Below are 22,064 nucleotides of genomic sequence, written 5' to 3' on the forward strand. Positions count from 1 at the left end.
CCCATACGGGGTGCCTCATTGGGAGGCTATTGCCCAATCATCTTTTTGGTTCAAGGAATACACATCAAAATGGAGAAACAACAATTATGTAATCAAGTTGAAATTACTGGTCCTTTCTACAATCTCAAAGACGCCGCCGAATACTGCGGTTACTCACCGGACCATTTCAGACACCTTGCAACAGAACATCAGGTTCCACGCTGTGGTCCTAATCGTAATAGATTTGCGGCCTCAACATTGAACACGTGGATGAGCACTCCCAACTGCTTTAAAATTAAGACTTTTACCAACAAACGAAGCCTTAAAAAGCTGGAGGTGTAACATGAGTGTACATAGAAGACCTGAAACTGGATCATGGCTTGTCAAATATAGAGATGAATTCGGGAAACAGAAAACCCAAACCTTTGGCAAAACAACTCAAGGCAAACGAAATGCGGAAGCATTCGACCTTGAGGTCAAGCTAAAGAAGAAACTCGGCGAGAAGATCAATCCTCATCACGATGACATGTACCTCGATGAGCTGACTCAATTATACATTGATCAGAAAAAATGTGAGGGCAAAGCGGGGCGTTGGCTCAAAGACTTCGCCTTCATCCTGAACTACCACATCCTCCCTGAACTGGGGACAGTACCTGTAAACAGACTGACTCAGAAAAAAATTGTGAGATTCATGATGTCACGCTACGCCGACAACTCTCCCACCACTCGTAATCGCTACATGTCTTATTTGAAGATCATCTTCAACTTCGGAGTAGATCAAGGATACACCGAACAGAATCCATTACAAAAATGGAAGAAAGCTAAGGAAAAACCCAGACAATCTACGCTATCGGTAGATGAGCTCAAATTGATCATAAAACATGCCACACAGCATGTAGCGTGGGCTATCGAGATTGCTTTTAATCTTGGGGTCCGCACTGGAGAAAGTGAGCTACTATCTTTGCAATGGAAATGGGTAGATTGGGAAAATAAACAAGTGCGAGTTTTCGCCACAAAAACAAACACATGGAGAACAATACCTGTAACCGATAGATTCCTTAGCAAACTAAGAAAATATCGGAAAAACGCAACCACACCGTACTTGGTCGAGTATAATGGTAGGCCGATCAAAAGCATACGCAAAGGATTCAGAAATGCATGCAAAAGAGCAGGATTGCCCGACAGCATCATAACGTATGATATCAGACACCTACATGCAACCACAGCCCTTAATAATGGGGCAGATTTAGCATCTGTGTCAGCAATATTAGGACACGCTTCAACGAAGATGACCGCTGACCAGTACTATCATGTACAGAAAAATGAAAAAATACGTGCTGTAAACTTATTACCTCAATTGTAGAAAACACGATGTCGGGGACTGGGTCCTTGGCATCGCATTTAAAATTAAAATTAACCCAAAGAGGAATTCGAAATGAAAAATATGTATGAAAATAACGAAATGCAAACTCAGAACTATCACCAGAATAGATACCTTGGCTCCCCTGCAAACCTTAAATACCACGTTGATCAATCCGGTGTTCAAGGTCATTGGGAAACTCAGGCCAATCGATATATCTACCATCTTTTAAACGGTGGCGAACTGTATTGGTATCCGAAAGATGGTTCAATTGACCTTCTAGGCGCACAGGAAGGCGACAAACAGGCTCTTGCAACCCAGCTCACCTGTTTTGCCACAGCTTAATCAAACAACTCGAAAACCTAACCTTAACACGCCAGTCCTTCTTCGGAGGGGCTGGCGTTCTTTTACCCTATGAACCTCCTATCACTAATACTGCAATTTTCGAATAAATGTCCGGTCATTTCGCGATAGGACTTATAAACAGATAAACATGGAGATTTTATGAGATTTAACAATCTGATTACTCAATCTGAAGTAGACCAGATGTTTGAAAAAGGAATGACATTACAGCACAGCAATACTGATCTGATTTTAAATGCCTACATTGCCGATGGAGTACATTATTACTGTGTACGAGATGTCGTAATGGATAGATTTGATTTAAAAGTCACAGATGAGCCCCAAACCTTTGAATTAATCTCGTTTGAAGATGCAGGAAACAAATATAGCAACGGCTACCGAAGTCTTTGCCAAACTCTGTGGAAATTTGACCGCCCAGTCTACGTTCGTTCTGGCAAACTATTTGTCAACCCAGCTGACCTTCAGTTTATTTACGAGCAGTACTCTGAAGGTCTAAAAGAATTCCTTAGCGATTCCGAATCACCGATATAATAAAAAATAGTTTCGACAAGACTGTATGAGCAAGCCAGTCCTTCTTCGGAGGGGCTGGCATTTTTTTTGCCCCATGAGAAACAAATTAAGTGGAACTCCCGTTTAATAGCCTTTCTACATAGATAACAATAAACAGGCATGCAATAAGAACCTCCCGCGGTAACCGATCCAACCGATTGCCAAGTTCCAAATCCTTATATGAATGATGAGCAAAATAATTTCGTGCTGTAACAAAGGACATTACTAAATTGAAAATTGATCTTCTCTCTCTCGGCCAGTTGCGACCTAAATGGCTATTTTCGGTAAAATAAAAAATATTCTCTGGAGCTCCATCAAGCCGAGTTAATTTCCATGCACTTACAGCTGATGCCAATGCTTGCCCCGCAACACGATGTTCACTCTTGCCTTCATTTCTTTCACCAATAACCAAAGACAACCTCGTAAATACAGTCTTCAGATCAAACGGGACCTCGGCATGCTTCGCTAGTATAGACCGCAACAAGACTTCAGTTCTAATGGTGATCACTAAAAGCTGATCCAACAACCTTGGTTGCTTAAAATTAACTCTACATTTAGAATCTGTTTTTGAATTTAAAGCATCGTGCATATCACAAAAAGAACGAATCCAGCATTCAAAACCAGCATACTGAGCTAAGTTATCATAGACATCTGACCAACTTTGCTCACCACAATCCAAAGGAACACCCTTAAGATATAAGGGCACATACCTTCCGAACTTCTGTTTAAATAATATTTCCTCAACGGGTAGAACATCAGATAAGTTTGCCCAGCCCAAATTGTCTCTTTCCGAAATCCACTCTGAGTATAGCAGAGCTTCCGTATATTCTCCAGAATAACACAACATTTCAAAAACACAGAAGACATCAAACTTTAATGATTCAAGTCCCCTCTGCCAGTCAGTTATACCATCTCTGTTCAACCCGAAACTCCAATCTTGATAGATCGTAAGCAACATTTTCAAATCTTCTTTTAAATCACCAACACTTGAATTGCACTGTTGCAATACATATTCTACCAGCTCCCCGTAGCTTGCCTGAACTTTCACGTTAGATTTGAGTATACCAGCCATTATAGTTCGGTACCATGAAACTCGATTAAACGTACTGGAATATTTCTGTGCCCACTTACTTTCTGTCCTGCGCACAGAATCAATAAATCTAGACTTGCCTTCACACCCACGCAAGTACCTGTCTATAAATTTACATTGTATTAGGGCTTCCAGCAAAACATAAGACTTCCAGTAAGGGAGATAAGCCTCATAAGGATAAAACTTCCTGCCGTTATCATGCGTTAACAGCTTGATATTACCCGGAATATCTGCTTGAAATTCGTTAACGAATTCCTCTTTGAGCGACGAATCGTAAGGGTGACAAAACTCAGTTAAACGCCCGTCAGAGTAAAATGGAGAAATAGAAATTTCATATAACCTAGCCGCCTCCGAAGCTTCACACAAAAGATCATCGCTAGTAGTACCCAAAACAGGGTATCCGACCCATGCTTTGAACATCTGTTCTGGAAGCTGAACAAATAGCTCAGGAATAAGAGCACCACATGCAATTAAATCCACTAGTTTAACCCCATATGGCAACTTTTTAGTTCCAGTAACCTGCGTACTAACACTGAGAAATCGTGACGAGCACATGTCAGCCCTACCATAAAAGAGCAGTCCCACATTTAGGTAACGACAATACAGATCGCTTTCATCACTAGTCACCGTTCGCGTTAAATCGTTCAACTTCTTAATTTCTTTCATGCGATTTATAATACACACATTCTATCATACGACAACAAACCTATTAGAATTTGACTCTCAAAATCAAAAAATAGGTGAACCACAAATGTTCCCCGCACGGTTCCCCAAACGAAAAAAGGACTTACAACTTTTGTTGTAAGTCCTTGATATTCTTGGTGGAGCTGGACAGAATCGAACTGACGGCCTCTTGAATGCCATTCAAGCGCTCTCCCAACTGAGCTACAGCCCCACTTGTGTTGGGTGAAGATGTGTTTATAGAATCCAGCCCCGGCTGTCAACACTCTTCACCCAATTAAATCAAAAAACTTCAACCCAAACACTACCTTCAATATGATCTAAGGCTTTAATTCACGCCGAATATCGACAGTATTATCATTTAGAGTGGTTGCCTCGCCAATATCCGAAAGCCGTTCGTGATGCAGGGTGTTGACCAGATTACCGTTGGCGGACTGGCGGGCCATGAATATACCCGCAGCAGCGACGGCACCCTTTGCCACATGCGCAGTGACTCTGGCTGTGAAAGTAACCTCGCCCAGATCATTATAGGCAACAATAATATCGCCGTCGTTAATTGACCGGGCAGCGGCATCATCAGGATGAATATCCAAAAACATAGCTCCACGACTTTCAACAAGCTCCTCTCGCTCAAGAAAAACTGAATTGAGGATCTCGGTACTGGGCACCGCAATCAAGCGTAGCGGAAAAGATCCTCCGTGACACTCTTGATAATACGGGACAGGCTCATCCTGTTCTTTACTTATGATATTGATCTTGCCCGAAGTAGTCTGCCAATCGGTGTGGTCGGCAAAGGACAATGAAATCATGCCCCCGGTTTTCAGCCTCTCCCGCTGATCAGCAGTTATACCTTGTAATCCTTCCATGGGATTATCAAAAAGTTCCTCCAGCAATTCATCTTCACTGCGTTCAAAATGGCTGTCATTGTAACCCATAGCCTTGGCGAGAAGACAAAAAATATCCCAGTTACTTTTGCACTCTCCGGGAGTGGGAATAATTTTATATGCCGCTCCAAACGAACAATACCCGTATGAACTATAGCAATCAGACTGCTCAACCGAAAAAGTCGCCGGAAGAATTATATCAGCATAGCGTGCGGTATCGGTCATGAACCGTTCATGGACCACAGTAAAAAGATCCGGGTTGAGCAATCCCTGCCTAATGCCGAGCTGATTGGAAACAGAACCCACCGGATTGCTGCCGTAAATATGCAGGCAGCGGATGGGTGTCTGCCCATCATCCTCTTTCAAGGCCATGGCAAGCTGGTTGATATTTACTTTGCGTCCTTCCCTTTCACGAAAATCAGGGCGGGTAATACGTGCAGCATCCACACACGTTTTACCGCCGGGATGACAACCGCAAAGTCCTCCGCCGGGATGTTTCCATGCTCCGGTAAAAGCAGAAAGAATGGTTATCAAACGAACGGTCATACCGCCATTTCCATAGCGAGAATTACCGCTACCGAGGATGATTGCCGGGGCTGAAGCTGCTGCGTATTCACGGGCAAGTTCGACGATCACCTGCGCCGAGACTCCGGTCACTGATTCGGCCCATTCCGGGGTATATTGATCTAACGTGGCCTTGAATTCAGCATAGCCAACGGCCTCGGCTTGTAAAAATACCGCATCATCCAGCTCTTCCTTCGCCAACACATGCATCATGCCGAGAGCCAAGGCTCCGTCCGTTCCGGGTTTAACGAGCAGCACCTGATCGCAATATTCAGCCATTTCCCCGGCAAAAGATTCAATGAGTACAACTCGCTTGCCCTGCTTACGTCCTTTGACCAGATCGGGCATACTCTGCAAACGGGTAGCCTTCATATTACTACTCCAGACAATATACAAATCACTGTCCGCGAGTTCGCGAGGATCAAGGCCACCGGTATTCCCCATCACCGCCCGATATCCAGCACTTTTAGCTGATGAACAAAGAGTTTTAATCAGCTGACATGATCCCATCTTATTGAAAAGAGCATCACCGCAATTACGCTGAATCATGCTCATTACCCCGGAATAATAAAACGGCAGGATGGAATCCGGGCCATATTCACTTAAGGATTTTTTCCATCTCCCGGCTATGGTCTCAACGGCCTCATCCCATGAAATGGGTTCAAATCGCCCTTCCCCCTTATCTCCAATTCTTTTCAAAGGAGTAAGAATCCGCTCCGGCGAATAGATGGATTTTTCGTACCGCTGCATCTTACGGCAGATCAACCCACCGCAGATCGGGTCATCAGGATCACCCTTAACTTTGGTAATTTGAGTCCCGTCACTCTCCACAAGTAGTCCACAGGTGGTGGGACAATCGTAAGGACAGATGGATTTATATGTCGGCATGGCTTAACTCCGGAATAGTATAATATATGAAGAAAGAAATTCCTTTAATGTCGTCAGGAGATCTCTTTTTATACCAGAACCAGTGGTTAATCCAGCAGCGACGAGTAAGACAGGCACAAAACTAACTAGCTCTGCACCCGCCATAATTGAACTGGTTCAATCATCAGCAATTACAAAAAGTATTCCGGTCTTTTAGGTTCAGCAAAAAGATTGTTCAGCCTTTTACGAGCATCTTTTACCGGGCCGTCCTTCATTGTTCTGGCCTGCTGGGGACATTTCTTGAGGCATGCACAACAGGTGATGCATTTAACCTGATCAACAACGGAACTGTCTTGAGCATCTATCGCCCCGGTGGGGCAGATTTCAGCACAGAGACCGCACTGAACACACGCATCGCTTACTGCTATAAAATCGACGTTCCACAATTCAGTATTTCCCCGGTACGGGTATTCTCCGGGAACTTCCATACCGTAATTATTGGAAAGATCAGCTATTGAGTCCAGCTTTTCGCGAACCTTCGTTCCGAACATTTCAGCGTGCTTCACATCACTTGCATCAGGACGGCCCTGTGCAGTGGGAGTTTCCTCATCTGAAAAGGAATGTTCACCAATATACGCCGCGCAGCCTACAACCACGCCCCCCTGTTTCAGCATAATATCTTTAAGCTCAAGCAAGGCATCATCGTAGACGCGGTTTCCATAGACCACAACGCAAACCACCGGGCTTCCATGTGCCTTAATTCTGCCAAACCAATCCTCTAGTAGCCCCGGAACCCTGCCCATATAAACAGGAACTCCAATTACAAGCAGTTCGTCTTTTGAAATTTCAAGCGGCTGCTCTCTTTGGCTCGGCTTGGTAATGTCAACCAACTCCGGGTCGTCAACTCCAATCCCTTCGGCAATAGCCTGAACTACCTTTTCGGTTGTTCCTGTCGGGGAAAAATAGGCCAGTTTAACAGACTTAATATTCATCTCATTCCTCCATTCTCCAGTAATTTATTTAATAGCTAGGCTTTGAATTATTTCGTTACGCTACGTAACGTAATTAAACTTGTCAATAAACTTCAAGCATGGCACAAGGCAGCATCAGAAGAAATCAAGGTGAATCACATGACCAAGACAAAAGCCGGACGCCCAAGAAGCGAAAAAGCACAACAGGCAGTACTGAGCGCAACTTATGAGCTGCTGAATAAAAACAGCGGTAAGAAGCTGACCATTGAGGCTATCGCTAAAAAGGCTGGAGTAGGCAAACCTACCATTTACCGCTGGTGGCCCTCTTTAGGGGATATTGTGCTGGAAGCGATGCTCAGTCAGGCAGATAGTAAAATACCTGTTCCGCCCTATGAATCATTGCAGATAACACTACGCCAATTCCTGCGGGACTCCATGAAATCAATAAATGAAGGTGATGGCGGCAACCTGCGCTACCTCATGGCACTGGCCCAGAATGACGAATCATTCCGACTCCGGTTTAAAGAAAATTTTGTGGCTAAACGTCAGGAAATCCTTAAATCCATCCTTCAGCAGGCCGTAGATTCAAATGAAATCTCCCCTACTCAGAATTTGGATACACTCGTGGACATGGTCTTCGGGTCCATGTGGTATAGGCTACTTATCGGGCATGACACCATGAATGAGTCTTTTGCAGATGAGCTTACCGAGATAGTAATTAAGCTTGAAAAATAGCACCGGACAAGAAAGATAAATATTAATACCGGATTTGAAGAGATGAACAAGCAGATGTAACACAGACATTATGCAAGATTTTCTTCAACAGTTGTGGTATTTAATTGTCGTACAAATTTAATTATATGCTTCAGGCCAATCAAATATACCTGTCTAAGAACAAAGCCTTAAACGGCCCCCCAAAAAACAGGAGAAAGTTGTGATAAAAAGTATCTACAACATACTATTTTCAAAAAAAATCATGATAATAATCATCCTGCTGACGATCACTTCATGCACAGATTCCTCCCCCATTAAAATCGGTTTTGTGGGCAGTATAAGCGGACGTTTTTCCGAATTAGGCGTAACCGCCAGAAACACTCTGCAACTGATGACAGAAGAGCAAAACAAGGCAGGAGGAATAAACGGCAGAAAAATCGAACTGGTGATCAGGGATGACAAAAGCTCCCCGGAAGAGGCCAAAGCTGCCATAATAGATCTCACTAAGAACAACGTCCGCCTAATTTTGGGCCCCATCACCAGTGCCATGGCCCAAGCCACCACCGAAGCCATTGCGGGCCGCGATGTACTGGTGATGAGCCCGACCATGAGCACAGATTTCCTTGCCGACAGGGATGACAACTTACTGCGCACGGCGACCTCCAGCGCCGGGCAGGCAAACACCCTCGCAGAACGGGTTCTATCTCTGGGACTGGGCAGAACAGCCATTATCGGCGACATAGAAAACGAAAAGTATGTTACTGCCATTGCCAATCGATTTAAAAGCATCATGAAGAAAGCTGGCAAGGAAATCCCGGTTGAGATAGAATTTTCCAGCAGCCACAACCCGGATTTCACGTCCATGGCCAAGAAAGTGGCCGCCAAAAGGCCGGATTCTGTTCTCTTCATTACTAACGGCTTTGACGCGGCCATGTTTTCGCAAACCCTGCGCAAGACAGGGCTGAAGAGAACACCCTTTTTCGGGGTCAGCTGGACCCAATCAAATGATATCATTACCCATGGCGGAAGGGCAGTGGAAGGCATGCGGCTCATCGGCCTACACGACTATGATAATGTCAACCCGGAAATTGATGATTTAAAAAAACTATATATATCCAGATATAACAAGGAGCCGTCATTCATCTATACCCGTTATGCTAAGATATTTAAAATTGCTATTTACGGCCTTGAAAGCACAAAGTCAGATGATCCCGCTCAAATAAAACGTAGCATATTGGACAAAAAGCTATTCAACGTGGTCGGGACAGAAATAGTATTTAATAAATTTGGGGATGTTAAAGAAGTGTTCAGCATCCTAATTATCAAAAACGGTAAATTTATTAACGACATTTGATTCATATGAAAAACAAAAACTCCTTAAGTAAAATAATGTCGTTGCATTTTATTGTGTCGACGACAATTCCTTTCCTACTTTTTGCAGCACTGGTCTATATTTACACTTTGGATCAATTCAAAGAGAATATTGAAGCCAGAAACAACTCTTCTACCAAACTAATAGTGAATATAGTTGAAGAAGAGATGCACGACATTCAAAGCACACTGCAAAACTGTGCAGCAGCAATCGAGAAAAACAAAAATTCCCCGGCTCAAACCGAGATGTACCTGCAAGCCATCACCGTTGCCAGCAGGGCTATACATCAGGTACGCCTGCTTGATAGTAACGGGATAGTCTATGCTCTTTCCCCTTTTTCCAAAGATATTCTAGGCCTGGACATGTCCAACTACCCTTCTTTTAAATACGCACATTCAAAAAAAACTACCTACTGGTCCCCGGCTATAATTTCAGACACTCACAGAACCCCTGTATTTCAAATCTCCATTCCAATCCACAGTGGAGTACTCATCGCCAACGTAACATTTCCAAACCTTAACTCATTAATAAAAGAACTTAGCATTGGAAAAAGCAGCATCCTTGCAATCACCGACCAAACTGGGACATACATAGCACATACAGATGAGACCCAAGTACAACAAAGAAATGAAGACCAGCATTTTAAACTTTTCAAGGGTATTTCCGGCTCAGCAGTCAGAAAGATTCAGATCAAAGGTGATAAACACTATGACACTGCCTACGCAGCCTCCATCGGTCCTTTTCAATGGGTAGCTTTAATTTACCAGAATTCAAGAGATGTATACCGAAACCTGATTACCTACACTCTTGCATTCATCACTCTTGCTCTGCTGATACTTTTTCTGGGCATGCTTTTTCTAATTTTCAAGCTCAAGACTACAACCTCCCATTTTGATGAACTTGTGTCTCTTGCAGCACGGCTCTCACGCGGAGATTACAGCCCGTCTCCGAATCCGAAGGACATCAAAGAATTTGATAAAATCGCAGCTGCTTTCGAAAAAATGTCATGCAGCATTCAGCAGAGAGAAAAAGAAATCAATAACCTCAACCGAGACCTTGCACAAAAACTCAATGAAATTATCAAGCTGCACAACATGAACGAGATGGTGCTTTCCTCGGCCGCAGAAGCTATCTTCGGATTGAATCACAAAGGAAACATTATTTTTATCAACACCGCAGCATGCAAAATGCTGGGTTACAGCAAGAAAGAACTCATTCATCAAAACCATCACGAGATGTGCCATTCCAGCAAAGAAAACGGGGCTCCATATCCTGTGGCTGACTGCCCGCTGCACTCTACTCTCAGGGATGGACAGCCCCAGAGGGGTACCGATGCATTTATAAGAAAGGACGGCACATTCGTCCCGGTCGACTATTACTCCATGCCCGTCTTTGACCAAGGAAGCCTGCAAGGCATAGTTGTTTCCGCCATTGATATCAGCGAGCGGTTGAAGTCAGAAGAGGAAATGCAAAAACTGCGCAGCCTGCTGAGCAACATTATTAACTCCATGCCTTCCGTGCTCATCGCAGTGGACAGCTCAGCGAAAGTAATCCAGTGGAATGCACAGGCAGAACTTGAATCCGGGATAAAAAACGAAGAAGTATCCGGCCGTGATCTTAAGGAAGTTTACCCAAGACTCTCCTCAAAAATTACGGAAATCCATACAGCCATGCAAAGCTCCACCCCCTGTAGCGAAGGTAGACTTACCTACCAGCAGAATGGAAGGACATATCACGAGGATATCACCATCTATCCCCTGACCAGCAATGGAATTGAAGGAGCTGTTATCCGTCTGGACGACGTAACTGACAAGGTTAACCTTGAACAAATCATAATTCAATCCGAAAAGATGATGTCACTTGGGGGACTTGCAGCTGGAATGGCCCATGAGATAAACAACCCGTTGGCTGGTATTTCCGGAAATATTTACAACATGCACAAACGCATTTTCGGAGATCTTCCTGCCAATCACGCAACTGCGGATCAATGTGGGGTATCACTTGAAGATATGCGCAACTATCTGAAACAACGTGACATACCTAAAATGCTGGACGCCATTAAAACTTCCACTGAACGCGCCTCCACCATTGTCCGCAACATGCTCAGTTTCAGCCGCAAGAGTGAACAGAGCATGGGGTCCCATAACATGGCTGATTTACTGGAAGAAACAATTGACATCGCCGCCAGTGACTATGACCTGAAAAAACAATTTGATTTCAAAAAAATCAAGATCATACGCGATTACGATAAAAATATACCCAAGGCTTATTGCGAGAGAAGTGAAATTCAACAGGTATTTTTCAATCTCCTGAAAAATGGAGCTGAAGCCATGAAAGATAAGCACTACACTGAATCCGGCCCCTGTTTTTCCTTAAGAACATTTCAGGAAGGACCGGAAGTCGTAGTTCAAATAGAAGACAACGGACCGGGAATGGATGTGGAAACCAGATCACGAATATTTGAACCTTTTTATACAACCAAGCCTGTTGGCAAAGGCACAGGGTTAGGCCTTTCGGTTTCCTATTTTATTATCGCCGAACAGCACGGAGGCTCCATGACCATTGATTCGGAGCCGGGCAGCTGGACCCGTTTTACCATCAAGCTACCTGTCAATTTAGGGCAGTAAACCACCAAAATTTAAATTTTGTACTTAAAACTCGCCGTAAAACGAAAAAAGGACTTACAATTTTCATTGTAAGTCCTTGAAAAATCTTGTGGGGCAGGAGGGAATTAAACCCACGACCTCTTGAATGCCATTTTAAAGCATCCAATCTCTTCATAAAGAAGGGCTGTCACTTCTTCCTCTTACTTTGCGGAAGAACCTGCTCCGCTGGAAAAAAGTTCTGAAGCATTTTCCAGAAATTGCTTTTTCCATTTAAAAAACAGACCTTTTTCGTGTAATTTCTTCAAAACTAAAATAACTGCTACGGACACACAATCCTTTCAATAGGGATAAGGTGTCCGCGGCAGAATAATATCAAAACATCACCCTTAACTACTTCCCTTCAGGAATACCCTCAAGAAAAGTATAAGTGTCCACAAGCGGTTCTTGAGCCAGCAATGGCCCTACTTTTTCAATAAGAGTCTTGTAGTATGGAGTAGCAAGATGCGCATCTAACGCAGCTTGATCCACGTACTTTTCGTAAAAGAAATAACTTTCAGGATTCGATTTTGAACGATGCAGACGGTACTCAAGTGCCCCTTTTTCCTGTGCAGTCTCGGGAATCATAATGCGCAACGCAGTTTCAAATTCCTCTTCCATACCTTTCTTCGCCTGCAATAAAGCTGTCAATATAACCATTGTTAAACCTCCATTATTTTGTTGAAGATTGGACTATGGTCTTTTGGGGTCTGCTCGTATTGTAAAAATGCGTCATACTAGTCTGGCTGTCCAAAAATGACCGCGGAGTTTGCCCGGTAAACTCTTTAAAATCCCGAATAAAATGAGACTGATCGTAATAACCGTGTTCTAAAGCGGTGCCCAGCATATCATCTGCTCCAATCAGCAGCAGAGACTTAACAGTGTGTTGAAACCGGGAAAGACGGATAAAACGTTTGGGCGTTACCCCCATGGCTGTCTTGAACATCCTTTGAAACTGACGAACTCCCATACCGACTTGATCACTTATATTTACCGGTCGGACAAAGGAATGGTCATAATAAAAACTGTCTACAGCATGATCAATATGGCGACCATTATCCAATAAAGGGTGCAATCTTTTAAGTAAGTACGCTTCGATGAACCTAACGCGCTCCTGAAAATCATTTGCCTCGTCTATCTGTTGAGCCAAAAGGCGACTTTCAGCACCCAAAAGCTCTCCGGCATCAATAAAACTGTCAGCCAATTGCTCAGCGGGTATTGGGCAAAAATAGCGAAAAGCTCCAGTTCGAAAGCGAATAGAAATAAATTTGGTCTTCGAAGAAGCTCTTAAAATAGCAGACTTAGAACGCAAACAGATAAGATGTGCCCGAGGCAATTTCTCAATTTCGCCGTCACGATATTCAAGGGATAAAGGAGCACCGTAATGAAAGGTAACTTCCTTGCCGGTTCCGGGCAGCATACGAGAACGCAACAACCCTTCTGACTCATCTCCTTCCCAAGCCCAAAACCGATCCACATAACGATAAAGCTCAGGACAAGGGAAAGCCTGTTGTTTAATTCTATGGTTACTCATAAAAGCTACCTCAAAAAAAAGGACTTACAATTTTCATTGTAAGTCCTTGAAATATCTGGTGGAGCTGGAGGGAATTGAACCCACGGCCTCTTGAATGCCATTCAAGCGCTCTCCCAACTGAGCTACAGCCCCACTTGTGTTGGGTGAAGAAGGATTTATAAAAACCTGCCCCTGCTGTCAACTCTCTTTTTCAATTATTTTAATATAAATCGATTTCCCTAGCCGTCCGCTTCGGTTAAGCTGGGCTTCATATCGCCCTCTGTAAACAAAACACAAACACTCGTTTACTTTTTATAAACATTAACTATTGCCTCAAGCGTCGACTTGCAGTATCTTGTCTTCAGTTTGACGCTGTCTAACCTGCTATTTTTAAATGAGGTACCATGCTGGACATTGCCTTAAAGATACTTTCAAAATTTGCATGGGTTTCCGTGGTCTTTATCGGCATCACGGTGATCAGTTTCTGGGTTATCCATCTTGCACCCGGATCACCCACCGATATGCAGACCACCCTGAACCCTACTGCGACAGTTGAAACCCGCCAGAAGTTGGAAAAACTGTACGGTCTGGATAAGCCTATCCACGAACAATATATCAACTGGGTCACCCGTATGGCTAAGTTCGATTTCGGACTATCCATGTCCGGCGATCGCCGCCCGGTCTGGGATCGCATTAAAGAGCGATTGCCGCTGACTTTCGGCATGAACATGGCCTCGTTGTTTCTGACATTAATAATTGCCGTGCCCATCGGCATGTACTCGGCATGGAAACAAGACGGCTGGTTTGACCGAAGTATGACCGTGCTGGTCTTCATTGGATTTGCCATGCCGGGATTCTGGCTGGCCCTGCTACTCATGCTCTGGCTGGGTATCTACTACCCCATTTTTCCTATATCCGGACTGACCTCACTTGATTACGAACTGCTTTCCCCATGGGGAAAAATGGTTGATCTGGCCCGCCATCTGGCATTGCCCATCTTTATTTATACTTTCGGAAGCTTAGCCGGAATGTCGCGGTTCATGCGTTCTTCCATGCTGGAAGTACTCCGGCAGGACTACATTACCACCGCCAAGGCCAAGGGACTGCCCATGCGCACAGTGCTTTTCAAACACGCGCTGCGTAACGGTCTGCTCCCGGTTATCACCATCCTCGGCCTGTCCATTCCCGGACTCATCGGTGGCAGTGTAATCATTGAATCCATCTTTGCCCTGCCCGGACTGGGACAACTTTTCTACGGAGCAGTTATGGCCCGTGACTATTCTTTGATCATGGGTTCGCTGGTACTAGGTGCCATGCTGACCCTTGCAGGAAACCTGCTGGCAGACATGGCTTACGGGCTGGCTGATCCGCGTATCCGCGCCGGAGGGCAGGACTGATGAGTAAGAAAAGACCGCTCACTCCGCCCTCGAAACTGCAAAAATACGGGCTGCTCTACCTCGGACTTTTCCTTGTAGGCACAGTTTCGCTGGCTGCCATTTTTGCACCCCTGTTAACTCCGTATGATCCCAATGCCCTGAACGTGGATCATCTGCTACAAGGTCCCAGCACAACTCATCTTTTCGGTACAGACGCGCTTGGACGTGATGTTTTCTCCCGCATGCTTTACGGCGGACGTGTTTCACTCTGGGTCGGCTTTGTGGCGGTGGGAATCTCCACTGCCATCGGGCTGGCACTTGGCCTTGCTGCCGGATATTTCGGTGGGCTGGTGGATGAAATCATCATGCGCGGGGTGGATGTGATGCTCTGCTTTCCGTCTTTTTTTCTTATCCTCGCGGTCATCGCCTTTCTTGAACCGGGACTGACCAACATCATGATCGTCATCGGCTTTACCTCATGGATGGGCGTAGCAAGGCTGGTCCGGGCAGAAACTCTTTCCCTGCGCAAGCGTGATTTTGTGCTAGCCTCACGGCTGGCCGGAGCCGGACCTACCCGCATCATGCTGACCCACATTCTGCCTAACGCCATCACTCCCGTGCTGGTCTCGGCAACACTTGGTGTGGCCGGGGCAATCCTTGTGGAATCCTCACTCAGCTTCCTCGGCCTTGGAGTACAGCCCCCGGAACCGTCATGGGGCAACCTGCTCATGGACGGCAAAGAAGTGCTTGAAATCGCACCATGGCTATCCATCTTTCCCGGCATGGCTATCCTGCTGACCGTACTCGGCTATAATCTGCTCGGCGAAGCCCTGCGTGACATCCTCGACCCCAGACTGAAACAATAACGGTGATTCAACATGCTGGAACTGCTTAGAATACGCGACCTCGCACTCATTGAAGACGCTGAAATAGAATTCTCACCGGGCATGAATGTGCTCACCGGGGAAACCGGTGCCGGTAAATCCTTCATCCTGCGGGCAATTGATTTCCTGACCGGACAAAAAATGCGCCCGGACATGGTTCGTCCCGGCAAGGAACAGGCTTTTGTGGAAGCCCTGTTCATCCACCCGGACGGATCAGAATCCATTGTACGGCGGGTACTTTCGGCACAAACGGGCCGCAGCCGGGTTTACGTGGATGACAAGCTGAGTTCACAGAACACCATCCGCGAAATGGGCGCATCCATGATCCTGCACACCAGCCAGCACGCCCAGCAAAAACTGCTTCAGCCCGCCTACCAATGCCGCATGCTGGATACATTTCTGGATGATATTTCCCTGCCGATTAAAAAGGATGACATCCTAACTGAGCTACGGGCATTGCTGACCAAAAAAGAAGAACTGAAAGTACGCTCCTCTTCCCTGCTGGAGAAAAAAGATTTCCTTGAATTCCAACGCACTGAAATTGAAAAAGTAGCCCCCTACCCGGACGAAGAAAACGAATTACTGGAAAAGAAAAACGCCTTACGCGCGCAGGAAGATGCCGGAAAATGCATTGAGAACGCCATGGATATCATGCGCGGACCACTGGATGTGTCCGGCGGTGTTTCAGCACTAGGCATGGAAATGGAGCGTATTTGCGAACTTTTTCCTGATTTTGGTCAGGACCGGGAAGCAGTCATTGAATTTAAACATTTCCTTGATGAGCTGGCAGGTAAACTTCGTGCTCAGCCCCTTGATTTTAATTCCGAAGAATCCATCGACGACATTGAATCACGGCTCTACGAACTTTCAAAACTTAAACGCAAACTCGGCCGAACTCTTGACCAAATTGTTGATCTGCAACAGGAAATTCAAGACAATTTAGACTTCTTAGATTCCTGCGCCCTTGAGCTGGCCCAGATCGAAAAAAAAGAAAAAGAATTAGTCGAACAGCTTTCCGAAGCTCTTACAAAACTGGCGACAGCCCGTGAAATCGCAGCTACAAAGCTGACAGATCGGGTAGTGACAGAGCTTAAAGGACTTGGATTTTCTGAGCATGTGCAGGTTAAATTTGAATTCCAGCCCCACGAACTTTATCCCGGACTTAATGAAATGCGCGGGCGTTTGATGTGGATTCCCAACCCCGGTCAGGCCGCCCAGCCGCTGGACAAAATCGCATCCGGCGGTGAGCTTTCCCGCTTCCTGCTGGCAATCACTGGGCTGCAAGGCGAATCCGAAAAGCCGACTCTCATCTTTGATGAAGTAGACTCCGGCATCGGCGGGCATACCCTGAACCGGGTAGGAGAAAAAATGCAGGACCTCGCTGACCGCCAACAGCTCATCGTCATCAGCCACTGGCCGCAACTCGCCAAACTGGCCGAACGTCATTTCCTGATCCACAAAGGTGTGGTTAACAAAGAAACTTTTACTACCTGTCGGCAGTTGGATTCTGTTGAAGTTGATGTTGAATTGGCTCGGATGGCTGGGGAGGAATAAAAAACCACTTGACGCCCCCCCCTCCCATGAATATTATCCCTCTACGTTCTTTGAATCGAAAAAAGATTACTCATGAAGAGGATGCGAGGGAATTCGGCCCGTCGACCATCCGGCAACCTGCTCCAGCAGCAAGGTGCCAATGCCTTCCCCGTATGGGGTCCATGAGAGGGATTTAATAAATTGAATTTCTTTAAGGCATTTCCGAATGGGAATGCCTTTTTTCGTTTCTGGAGACCCGAAGAGCTAACTAAGCACACTCAGAACAACTAGGGTTGTTTGAGCAAGATTTTAATTAAATCTTATTGTTAGCATTAACCGGGAAATCCGGTGGGAGGATTTATGGATACTTGCGCTCCCACCTTAAAAACAGATGCCGCTAAAATGCCCGAATGAGGAAAGTTTTGCTTGGCACATGAACTGCAATGCAAAACATCAGGCGTCAAATGCTTCAGGGCATTCATATGGAAGCAGGACGCAAACATGGAGACAATCCAATGACCGACATCGTAAAAAAAGCCACCGGCAATTTCCACTCAGGAACAATCTGTTTCTTTTGCAGGGACAATGAAAGTGACCCTTTTCCCGCTGATTACACTGATCCTCTGGCTCTGCTGGGCGACATCAGCGAACTCCATCTCGGAAAAGTTCAGCAGGACGAACTCCGCAAAATCCTGACCCGTGAAATTGAAGAAGACGGAGCTGAATCCGTATGGAAAAACCGCACTTACCGTAAGAACATCATCCTGTCCTTCGGCAAGTTGGTCTAACCTCTACGGCTTAAGCCGAAAGTGACTTACAAAGCCCACCGGGATTAATTCCGGTGGGCTTTTCTTATGTCCTTGCAATTAGGGGCATGTATGTTTAAAAAATAGCAACATCACAATCCGGGGGAAAACACATGAACATCAAAGGCTTTTTGAAAACCGCAATACTGCCCGCCGCCCTGCTAGCTATGACCGTTACATCCGCAGCGGCTGAAGAAACATTTTTTACTGTCATCAACCATACTGACAGCGTTATCCGGGTCTGGGGTAAATCCAATGATTTCAAATTCGGACGCATCAAACCGAATACCATTGCCGATTGCACCTGCAATGCTTTATACAACAAAGACTGCTTCGACAAAAAAGGCGGTAAGGCTAAAGTCAAACTGGCCCTTGAAGCGAGCAACGGTAAAGACCTCTATTCCGGGGATACCTGCACCAAACTTTACGTTGACCCCGGAACCTTCATCGATGTGACTCTCGATACAGATGGAAGGCACATCAAGTGTACCATTATCGATGAATACGAAATAAGACAGCCCATCCCCTCCTTTGAAAAAGCCGACACCAACAATGACGGCAAGATTGATGAGCAGGAAGCTGAGGCCATCCAGTTAAAAGCCAATTTCAAAGATTTTGACCATGACCTGAATCAGGAACTGAACCCCAAGGAATTCGACCGGGCCATCAACAAAATCAATATTTTCCGTGGCGTGCCTTTTTAGTAACCGGAGACAAATATGAGCAAAACTAATTCAGTACTTGAAGCCCTTTATGAACGCCGTTCCATCAGGAAATTCACTGACGAACCGGTTTCACGCGATGACCTGACCGCAATCCTTGAAGCCGGACGCTGGGCACCCAGCGGGCTGAACAACCAGCCATACCGTTTTCTGGTAATCCATGAGGATGACGCAAGAGTCGCCCCCCTTGCGGAGTGCACCAAATACGGACACATAGTTAAGGCAGCCAAAGTGCTGATCTGCATTTTTCTGGATAAACAAGCCGTGTACAGCGAGATGAAAGATCATCAGGGCGCGGGAGCCTGTATTCAGAATATGATGCTGGCCGCGCATTCCCTCGGATTGGGAACCGTCTGGCTTGGAGAAATCATCAACCAGCAGGATCAGGCCCTGGAAGCACTGAACCAGCCTGCTGGAAAATACGAACTTCAGGTTGTCCTCGCCCTCGGCCACCCGGACCAGAAAGGCAACTCAAAACGAAACGAACTCTCAGAATATATGTTGGAGGATTTTTAATGGAAATCAAGATTTTTCCTCTTGGTCCGCTTGAGACCAATTGCTTTGTAATTGTTAATGAAAACAAGGCTCTGGTTATTGATCCGGGCGGCGACCCCACCCCGGTACTCTCCTATCTTAAGAAAACCGGAGTGGAGCTGGAACGCATCCTGAATACGCATCTTCACTTTGACCATATTCTCGGTAACCGGGCACTGGCTGATGCCAGCGGAAAAACCATTTACGCTTCAAACGATGACCTCGTACTCATGGACACACAGGTCGGGCGCGGTGGACTGATGGGCTTTCCTGAGGTTCCACATTTTGAAACCGAACACATCGGGGAAGGTGAGACTGAATTGATCGGACTGGAATGTAAAATTTACTCCACCCCCGGTCATACTCCGGGCAGCCTGACCTTCCACTTCCCGGCCCTGAAAGCAGCAATTGTCGGTGACCTCATCTTCCGCCGCTCCATCGGCAGAACAGATTTCCCCTACGGCGATACAGAACAGCTGCTGACTTCAGTTAAGGAAAAGATATTCACGCTCCCGGCTGAAACCGAGCTTTTTGCGGGACACGGCCCCTCCACCTCCGTGGGTGACGAGATAAACCATAATCCCTATTTCAGCGGGGTTGAAATTTAAGCGGAGACTGACATGAGCAAACAAAAAATTGTCGATGCCCGCAACAAATGCTGAGGCGTGGGACTGGAGGTAGGTTGGTACCTCCGTTTTGCACGAACCGATGAAATAACTGCCCTTGTGGACAAAGGAACGGTAGAACAGCTCTATCATCAGCTGGAAATTCTGCCCGAGTGGACTCTGGAAACATTCGAAGAGGAAGACCACATCCGCGCAGTTTTCCGCAGTAAAGAACCACGGGCCAAAAAGAACGATTAAAATGAAACAGCTTCCGGTAATATTCAAATGCAGCCACCACCGAAAAGGGAACAGCGACCTTGCTGCCGACCTTTTCCTGAAGGGAATCCGTTCTGCCGGGGGGGACGCGGAAACCGTCAACCTCGGTGATATGGATTTCGAGCATTGTATCGGCTGCCTGAAATGCCGCAGTGCAGCGGACAATCGCTGTATATTCGCAGATAAGGACGGGGCGCAGAAATTATACTCAAAAATGATTTCCGCCCCTTTTACTTTCTTTGCCTCTCCTATATACTTTTACCACCTGCCCTCACGGTTCAAAACTTTCATTGACCGGGGTCAGTGGGCATTTGAAGCCGCAACCGGAAATTCCGAAATAATGGCCGGACTGGGCAAGCGGAATGCATATGCCTGCTTTGTGGCCGGAAGACCTAAAGGGGAAAAACTGTTTGAGGGCGCTGAACTCTCACTCAAATTTTTCCTCAGATTCTTCAAAGCCGAACTCCAGCCGGCAATGGTCTTTCGGGGCATAGATGAACCGCACGATCTGGAAAATGACACAGAAAAATGCACACTCATCAGCAAATACGGAGAGGAAGCATGGCAGAGGAATATAAATAATGAGTGAAGACATTTTCCCCAATTTAAAAGTGCTTGTTGCTGAAGATTCAGCCCCGGTGCGCCTCGTGCTAAAAACCTATCTCGGCAAGCTGGGCATTGATCCGCAATTTGCTGAGGATGGAAGTGAGGCATTGAAAATGCTCACCTCGGAACGTTTTGACATAATATTCATGGACGTGCACATGCCGGAAATGGATGGGCGCGACGTCGTTGCCAAGGCACGCCAAGAGGGAATAAGGATTCCAATCATTGCCATGACCACCGGGGATAACCCGGATCTACTGAGCAGCTGTCTCCAATCAGGCTACGACAGTTTCCTGCTCAAGCCGATCTTAAAAGAAAACATCATCCGTTTAGTAAGAAAATATCAGCCAAATAATTAAGCGATGTTCGCGAAGATCCAGCAATATATATCTCCCATTGCCACTCTGACGAGGCTGAAAAAAATAATCAGAGAGAACCGTTGTCCGGCCTGCCTGAACATTCACACGGGAAAAGGATTATGCGAATCCTGCCTCAGCACCATCAAGCCCAAGCCGGAAAATATATGTATCGTCTGCGGGGAGGAACTCAATTCCCCGGACGCACACTCCCTGCCCTGTATCACCTGCCAGACAGTGCCCCGTAACTTCAGCAGACTTTATTTTTACGGTCTGCATAAAGGGTTGCTGCGCGACATGCTACTTGGCTGGAAATTCAATAATCAATATGGATACAGCACGGTTTTTCAACAATTCATCGAACAGCGTTGCGCAGAGATACCTGAAACAAGCTGCCCGGATTTGATTATCCCGGTCCCACTGCATGCTGCCAGGCTGCGGGAACGTGGCTTCAACCAGTCACTTGTTCTTGCCCGGTTTGCATCCTCAGTCACCGGGGCGAAAATATCCGCCAAAGCTCTGATCCGGACCCGTAAAACCATTCCCCAGACAAAACTTAGCGGTGCTGAAAGACGTAAGAACCTGCATACCGCTTTCACTGCCGATCCATCCCTTGTTGAGGGGAAAAAAATCCTGCTCATGGACGATGTCTATACAACCGGCTCCACCGTGGATGAATGCGCCCGAACCCTGCTGGAATCCAGAGCTGAGAAGGTAGAAGTGATGACCCTTTCTCGGGCCTTGATATAAGTCTTACTTATAGGTAAAATTGATTTTTTACCCAAAGTTTTTCAAATACATACTTTCCTTCAAGGAG

23 protein-coding genes, 2 tRNA genes and 1 riboswitch are annotated in these 22,064 nt (G+C 46.0%); of the genes, 18 read left to right on the top strand and 7 right to left on the bottom strand.

The genetic code is table 11. From position 1 onward, the window contains the following. Nucleotides 1-69 precede the first annotated feature (69 nt). From D0S45_03565 to D0S45_03580, 4 genes are all read left to right on the top strand, one after another. Nucleotides 70-321 carry a DNA-binding protein gene (locus D0S45_03565; GenBank protein ID TIH19271.1) on the top strand — a complete coding sequence of 84 codons (252 nt, stop codon included), beginning with the start codon at nucleotides 70-72 and terminating at the stop codon, nucleotides 319-321. A gap of 1 nt (nucleotide 322) precedes the next feature. Then, nucleotides 323-1,342 (top strand): site-specific integrase, encoded by a 1,020-nt coding sequence (locus D0S45_03570; protein TIH19272.1) that lies wholly within the window; start codon nucleotides 323-325, stop codon nucleotides 1,340-1,342. A gap of 72 nt (nucleotides 1,343-1,414) precedes the next feature. Beyond that, the gene (locus D0S45_03575) at nucleotides 1,415-1,684 is read left to right on the top strand and encodes a hypothetical protein (protein ID TIH19273.1); all 270 of its coding nucleotides are present in this window, start codon (nucleotides 1,415-1,417) and stop codon (nucleotides 1,682-1,684) included. Nucleotides 1,685-1,843: 159 nt separating this feature from the next. After that, a complete protein-coding gene (locus tag D0S45_03580) occupies nucleotides 1,844-2,233 on the top strand; it encodes a hypothetical protein (GenBank protein ID TIH19274.1) in 390 nt (129 codons plus the stop codon). 85 nt (nucleotides 2,234-2,318) lie between these two features. Here D0S45_03580 and D0S45_03585 read toward each other — a convergent pair whose 3' ends face one another. The 4 genes from D0S45_03585 to D0S45_03600 form a co-directional block, all read right to left on the bottom strand. Next, complete coding sequence (locus D0S45_03585) at nucleotides 2,319-4,007, bottom strand: hypothetical protein (protein ID TIH19275.1); 1,689 nt, start codon at nucleotides 4,005-4,007, stop codon at nucleotides 2,319-2,321. A 153-nt stretch (nucleotides 4,008-4,160) separates the two neighbouring features. Further along, a tRNA-Ala gene (locus D0S45_03590) sits at nucleotides 4,161-4,236 on the bottom strand. A 106-nt stretch (nucleotides 4,237-4,342) separates the two neighbouring features. Then, nucleotides 4,343-6,358 (bottom strand): dehydrogenase, encoded by a 2,016-nt coding sequence (locus D0S45_03595; GenBank protein TIH19276.1) that lies wholly within the window; start codon nucleotides 6,356-6,358, stop codon nucleotides 4,343-4,345. Between the two features lie 170 nt (nucleotides 6,359-6,528). After that, nucleotides 6,529-7,329, bottom strand: coding sequence for a 4Fe-4S dicluster domain-containing protein (locus D0S45_03600; GenBank protein ID TIH19277.1), 801 nt, complete (start codon nucleotides 7,327-7,329; stop codon nucleotides 6,529-6,531). Between the two features lie 138 nt (nucleotides 7,330-7,467). On the opposite strand from D0S45_03600, the gene D0S45_03605 reads away from it, so the two are divergent. The 3 genes from D0S45_03605 to D0S45_03615 all read left to right on the top strand — a co-directional run bounded on the left by D0S45_03605 (nucleotide 7,468) and on the right by D0S45_03615 (nucleotide 12,021). After that, nucleotides 7,468-8,043 carry a TetR/AcrR family transcriptional regulator gene (locus D0S45_03605; GenBank protein ID TIH19278.1) on the top strand — a complete coding sequence of 192 codons (576 nt, stop codon included), beginning with the start codon at nucleotides 7,468-7,470 and terminating at the stop codon, nucleotides 8,041-8,043. Nucleotides 8,044-8,242: 199 nt separating this feature from the next. Beyond that, nucleotides 8,243-9,376 (top strand): amino acid ABC transporter substrate-binding protein, encoded by a 1,134-nt coding sequence (locus tag D0S45_03610; GenBank protein ID TIH19279.1) that lies wholly within the window; start codon nucleotides 8,243-8,245, stop codon nucleotides 9,374-9,376. A gap of 5 nt (nucleotides 9,377-9,381) precedes the next feature. Then, the gene (locus D0S45_03615) at nucleotides 9,382-12,021 is read left to right on the top strand and encodes a PAS domain S-box protein (protein TIH19280.1); all 2,640 of its coding nucleotides are present in this window, start codon (nucleotides 9,382-9,384) and stop codon (nucleotides 12,019-12,021) included. Nucleotides 12,022-12,390: 369 nt separating this feature from the next. Here D0S45_03615 and D0S45_03620 read toward each other — a convergent pair whose 3' ends face one another. The 3 genes from D0S45_03620 to D0S45_03630 all read right to left on the bottom strand — a co-directional run bounded on the left by D0S45_03620 (nucleotide 12,391) and on the right by D0S45_03630 (nucleotide 13,702). Then, nucleotides 12,391-12,696 (bottom strand): antibiotic biosynthesis monooxygenase, encoded by a 306-nt coding sequence (locus tag D0S45_03620; GenBank protein TIH19281.1) that lies wholly within the window; start codon nucleotides 12,694-12,696, stop codon nucleotides 12,391-12,393. Between the two features lie 13 nt (nucleotides 12,697-12,709). Next, entirely contained in the window at nucleotides 12,710-13,570 is an 861-nt protein-coding gene (locus D0S45_03625) for an AraC family transcriptional regulator (GenBank protein TIH19282.1), read from the bottom strand. 56 nt (nucleotides 13,571-13,626) lie between these two features. Next, nucleotides 13,627-13,702, bottom strand: a tRNA-Ala gene (locus tag D0S45_03630). Between the two features lie 251 nt (nucleotides 13,703-13,953). Here D0S45_03630 and D0S45_03635 point away from each other — a divergent pair. From D0S45_03635 to D0S45_03685, 11 genes are all read left to right on the top strand, one after another. After that, nucleotides 13,954-14,946, top strand: coding sequence for an ABC transporter permease (locus tag D0S45_03635; GenBank protein TIH19283.1), 993 nt, complete (start codon nucleotides 13,954-13,956; stop codon nucleotides 14,944-14,946). Continuing rightward, the gene (locus tag D0S45_03640; GenBank protein ID TIH19284.1) at nucleotides 14,946-15,791 is read left to right on the top strand and encodes an ABC transporter permease; all 846 of its coding nucleotides are present in this window, start codon (nucleotides 14,946-14,948) and stop codon (nucleotides 15,789-15,791) included. Before D0S45_03635 ends, D0S45_03640 begins: the two co-directional genes overlap by 1 nt. A 12-nt stretch (nucleotides 15,792-15,803) precedes the next feature. Next, nucleotides 15,804-17,363, top strand: coding sequence for a DNA repair protein RecN (locus tag D0S45_03645; GenBank protein TIH19285.1), 1,560 nt, complete (start codon nucleotides 15,804-15,806; stop codon nucleotides 17,361-17,363). 67 nt (nucleotides 17,364-17,430) lie between these two features. After that, nucleotides 17,431-17,531: riboswitch (SAM riboswitch) on the top strand. Nucleotides 17,532-17,806: 275 nt separating this feature from the next. Then, nucleotides 17,807-18,130 (top strand): hypothetical protein, encoded by a 324-nt coding sequence (locus D0S45_03650; GenBank protein ID TIH19286.1) that lies wholly within the window; start codon nucleotides 17,807-17,809, stop codon nucleotides 18,128-18,130. 131 nt (nucleotides 18,131-18,261) lie between these two features. After that, entirely contained in the window at nucleotides 18,262-18,852 is a 591-nt protein-coding gene (locus D0S45_03655) for a hypothetical protein (protein TIH19287.1), read from the top strand. A 15-nt stretch (nucleotides 18,853-18,867) separates the two neighbouring features. Beyond that, nucleotides 18,868-19,386, top strand: a complete 519-nt coding sequence (locus D0S45_03660) for a nitroreductase family protein (protein TIH19288.1) — start codon at nucleotides 18,868-18,870, stop codon at nucleotides 19,384-19,386. Beyond that, the gene (locus D0S45_03665; protein ID TIH19289.1) at nucleotides 19,386-20,012 is read left to right on the top strand and encodes an MBL fold metallo-hydrolase; all 627 of its coding nucleotides are present in this window, start codon (nucleotides 19,386-19,388) and stop codon (nucleotides 20,010-20,012) included. Before D0S45_03660 ends, D0S45_03665 begins: the two co-directional genes overlap by 1 nt. 57 nt (nucleotides 20,013-20,069) lie before the next feature. Further along, on the top strand, nucleotides 20,070-20,267 hold the full coding sequence (locus tag D0S45_03670) for a hypothetical protein (GenBank protein TIH19290.1): 198 nt from the start codon (nucleotides 20,070-20,072) through the stop codon (nucleotides 20,265-20,267). Nucleotide 20,268: 1 nt separating this feature from the next. Continuing rightward, nucleotides 20,269-20,874 carry a flavodoxin family protein gene (locus D0S45_03675; GenBank protein TIH19291.1) on the top strand — a complete coding sequence of 202 codons (606 nt, stop codon included), beginning with the start codon at nucleotides 20,269-20,271 and terminating at the stop codon, nucleotides 20,872-20,874. Next, nucleotides 20,867-21,250, top strand: coding sequence for a response regulator (locus D0S45_03680; protein TIH19292.1), 384 nt, complete (start codon nucleotides 20,867-20,869; stop codon nucleotides 21,248-21,250). Before D0S45_03675 ends, D0S45_03680 begins: the two co-directional genes overlap by 8 nt. A gap of 3 nt (nucleotides 21,251-21,253) precedes the next feature. After that, nucleotides 21,254-21,997, top strand: coding sequence for a ComF family protein (locus D0S45_03685; GenBank protein ID TIH19293.1), 744 nt, complete (start codon nucleotides 21,254-21,256; stop codon nucleotides 21,995-21,997). The last annotated feature ends 67 nt before the right edge of the window (nucleotides 21,998-22,064 follow it).

Source organism: Marinifilum sp. JC120, from assembly GCA_004923195.1.
Lineage (GTDB): Bacteria > Desulfobacterota > Desulfovibrionia > Desulfovibrionales > Desulfovibrionaceae > Maridesulfovibrio.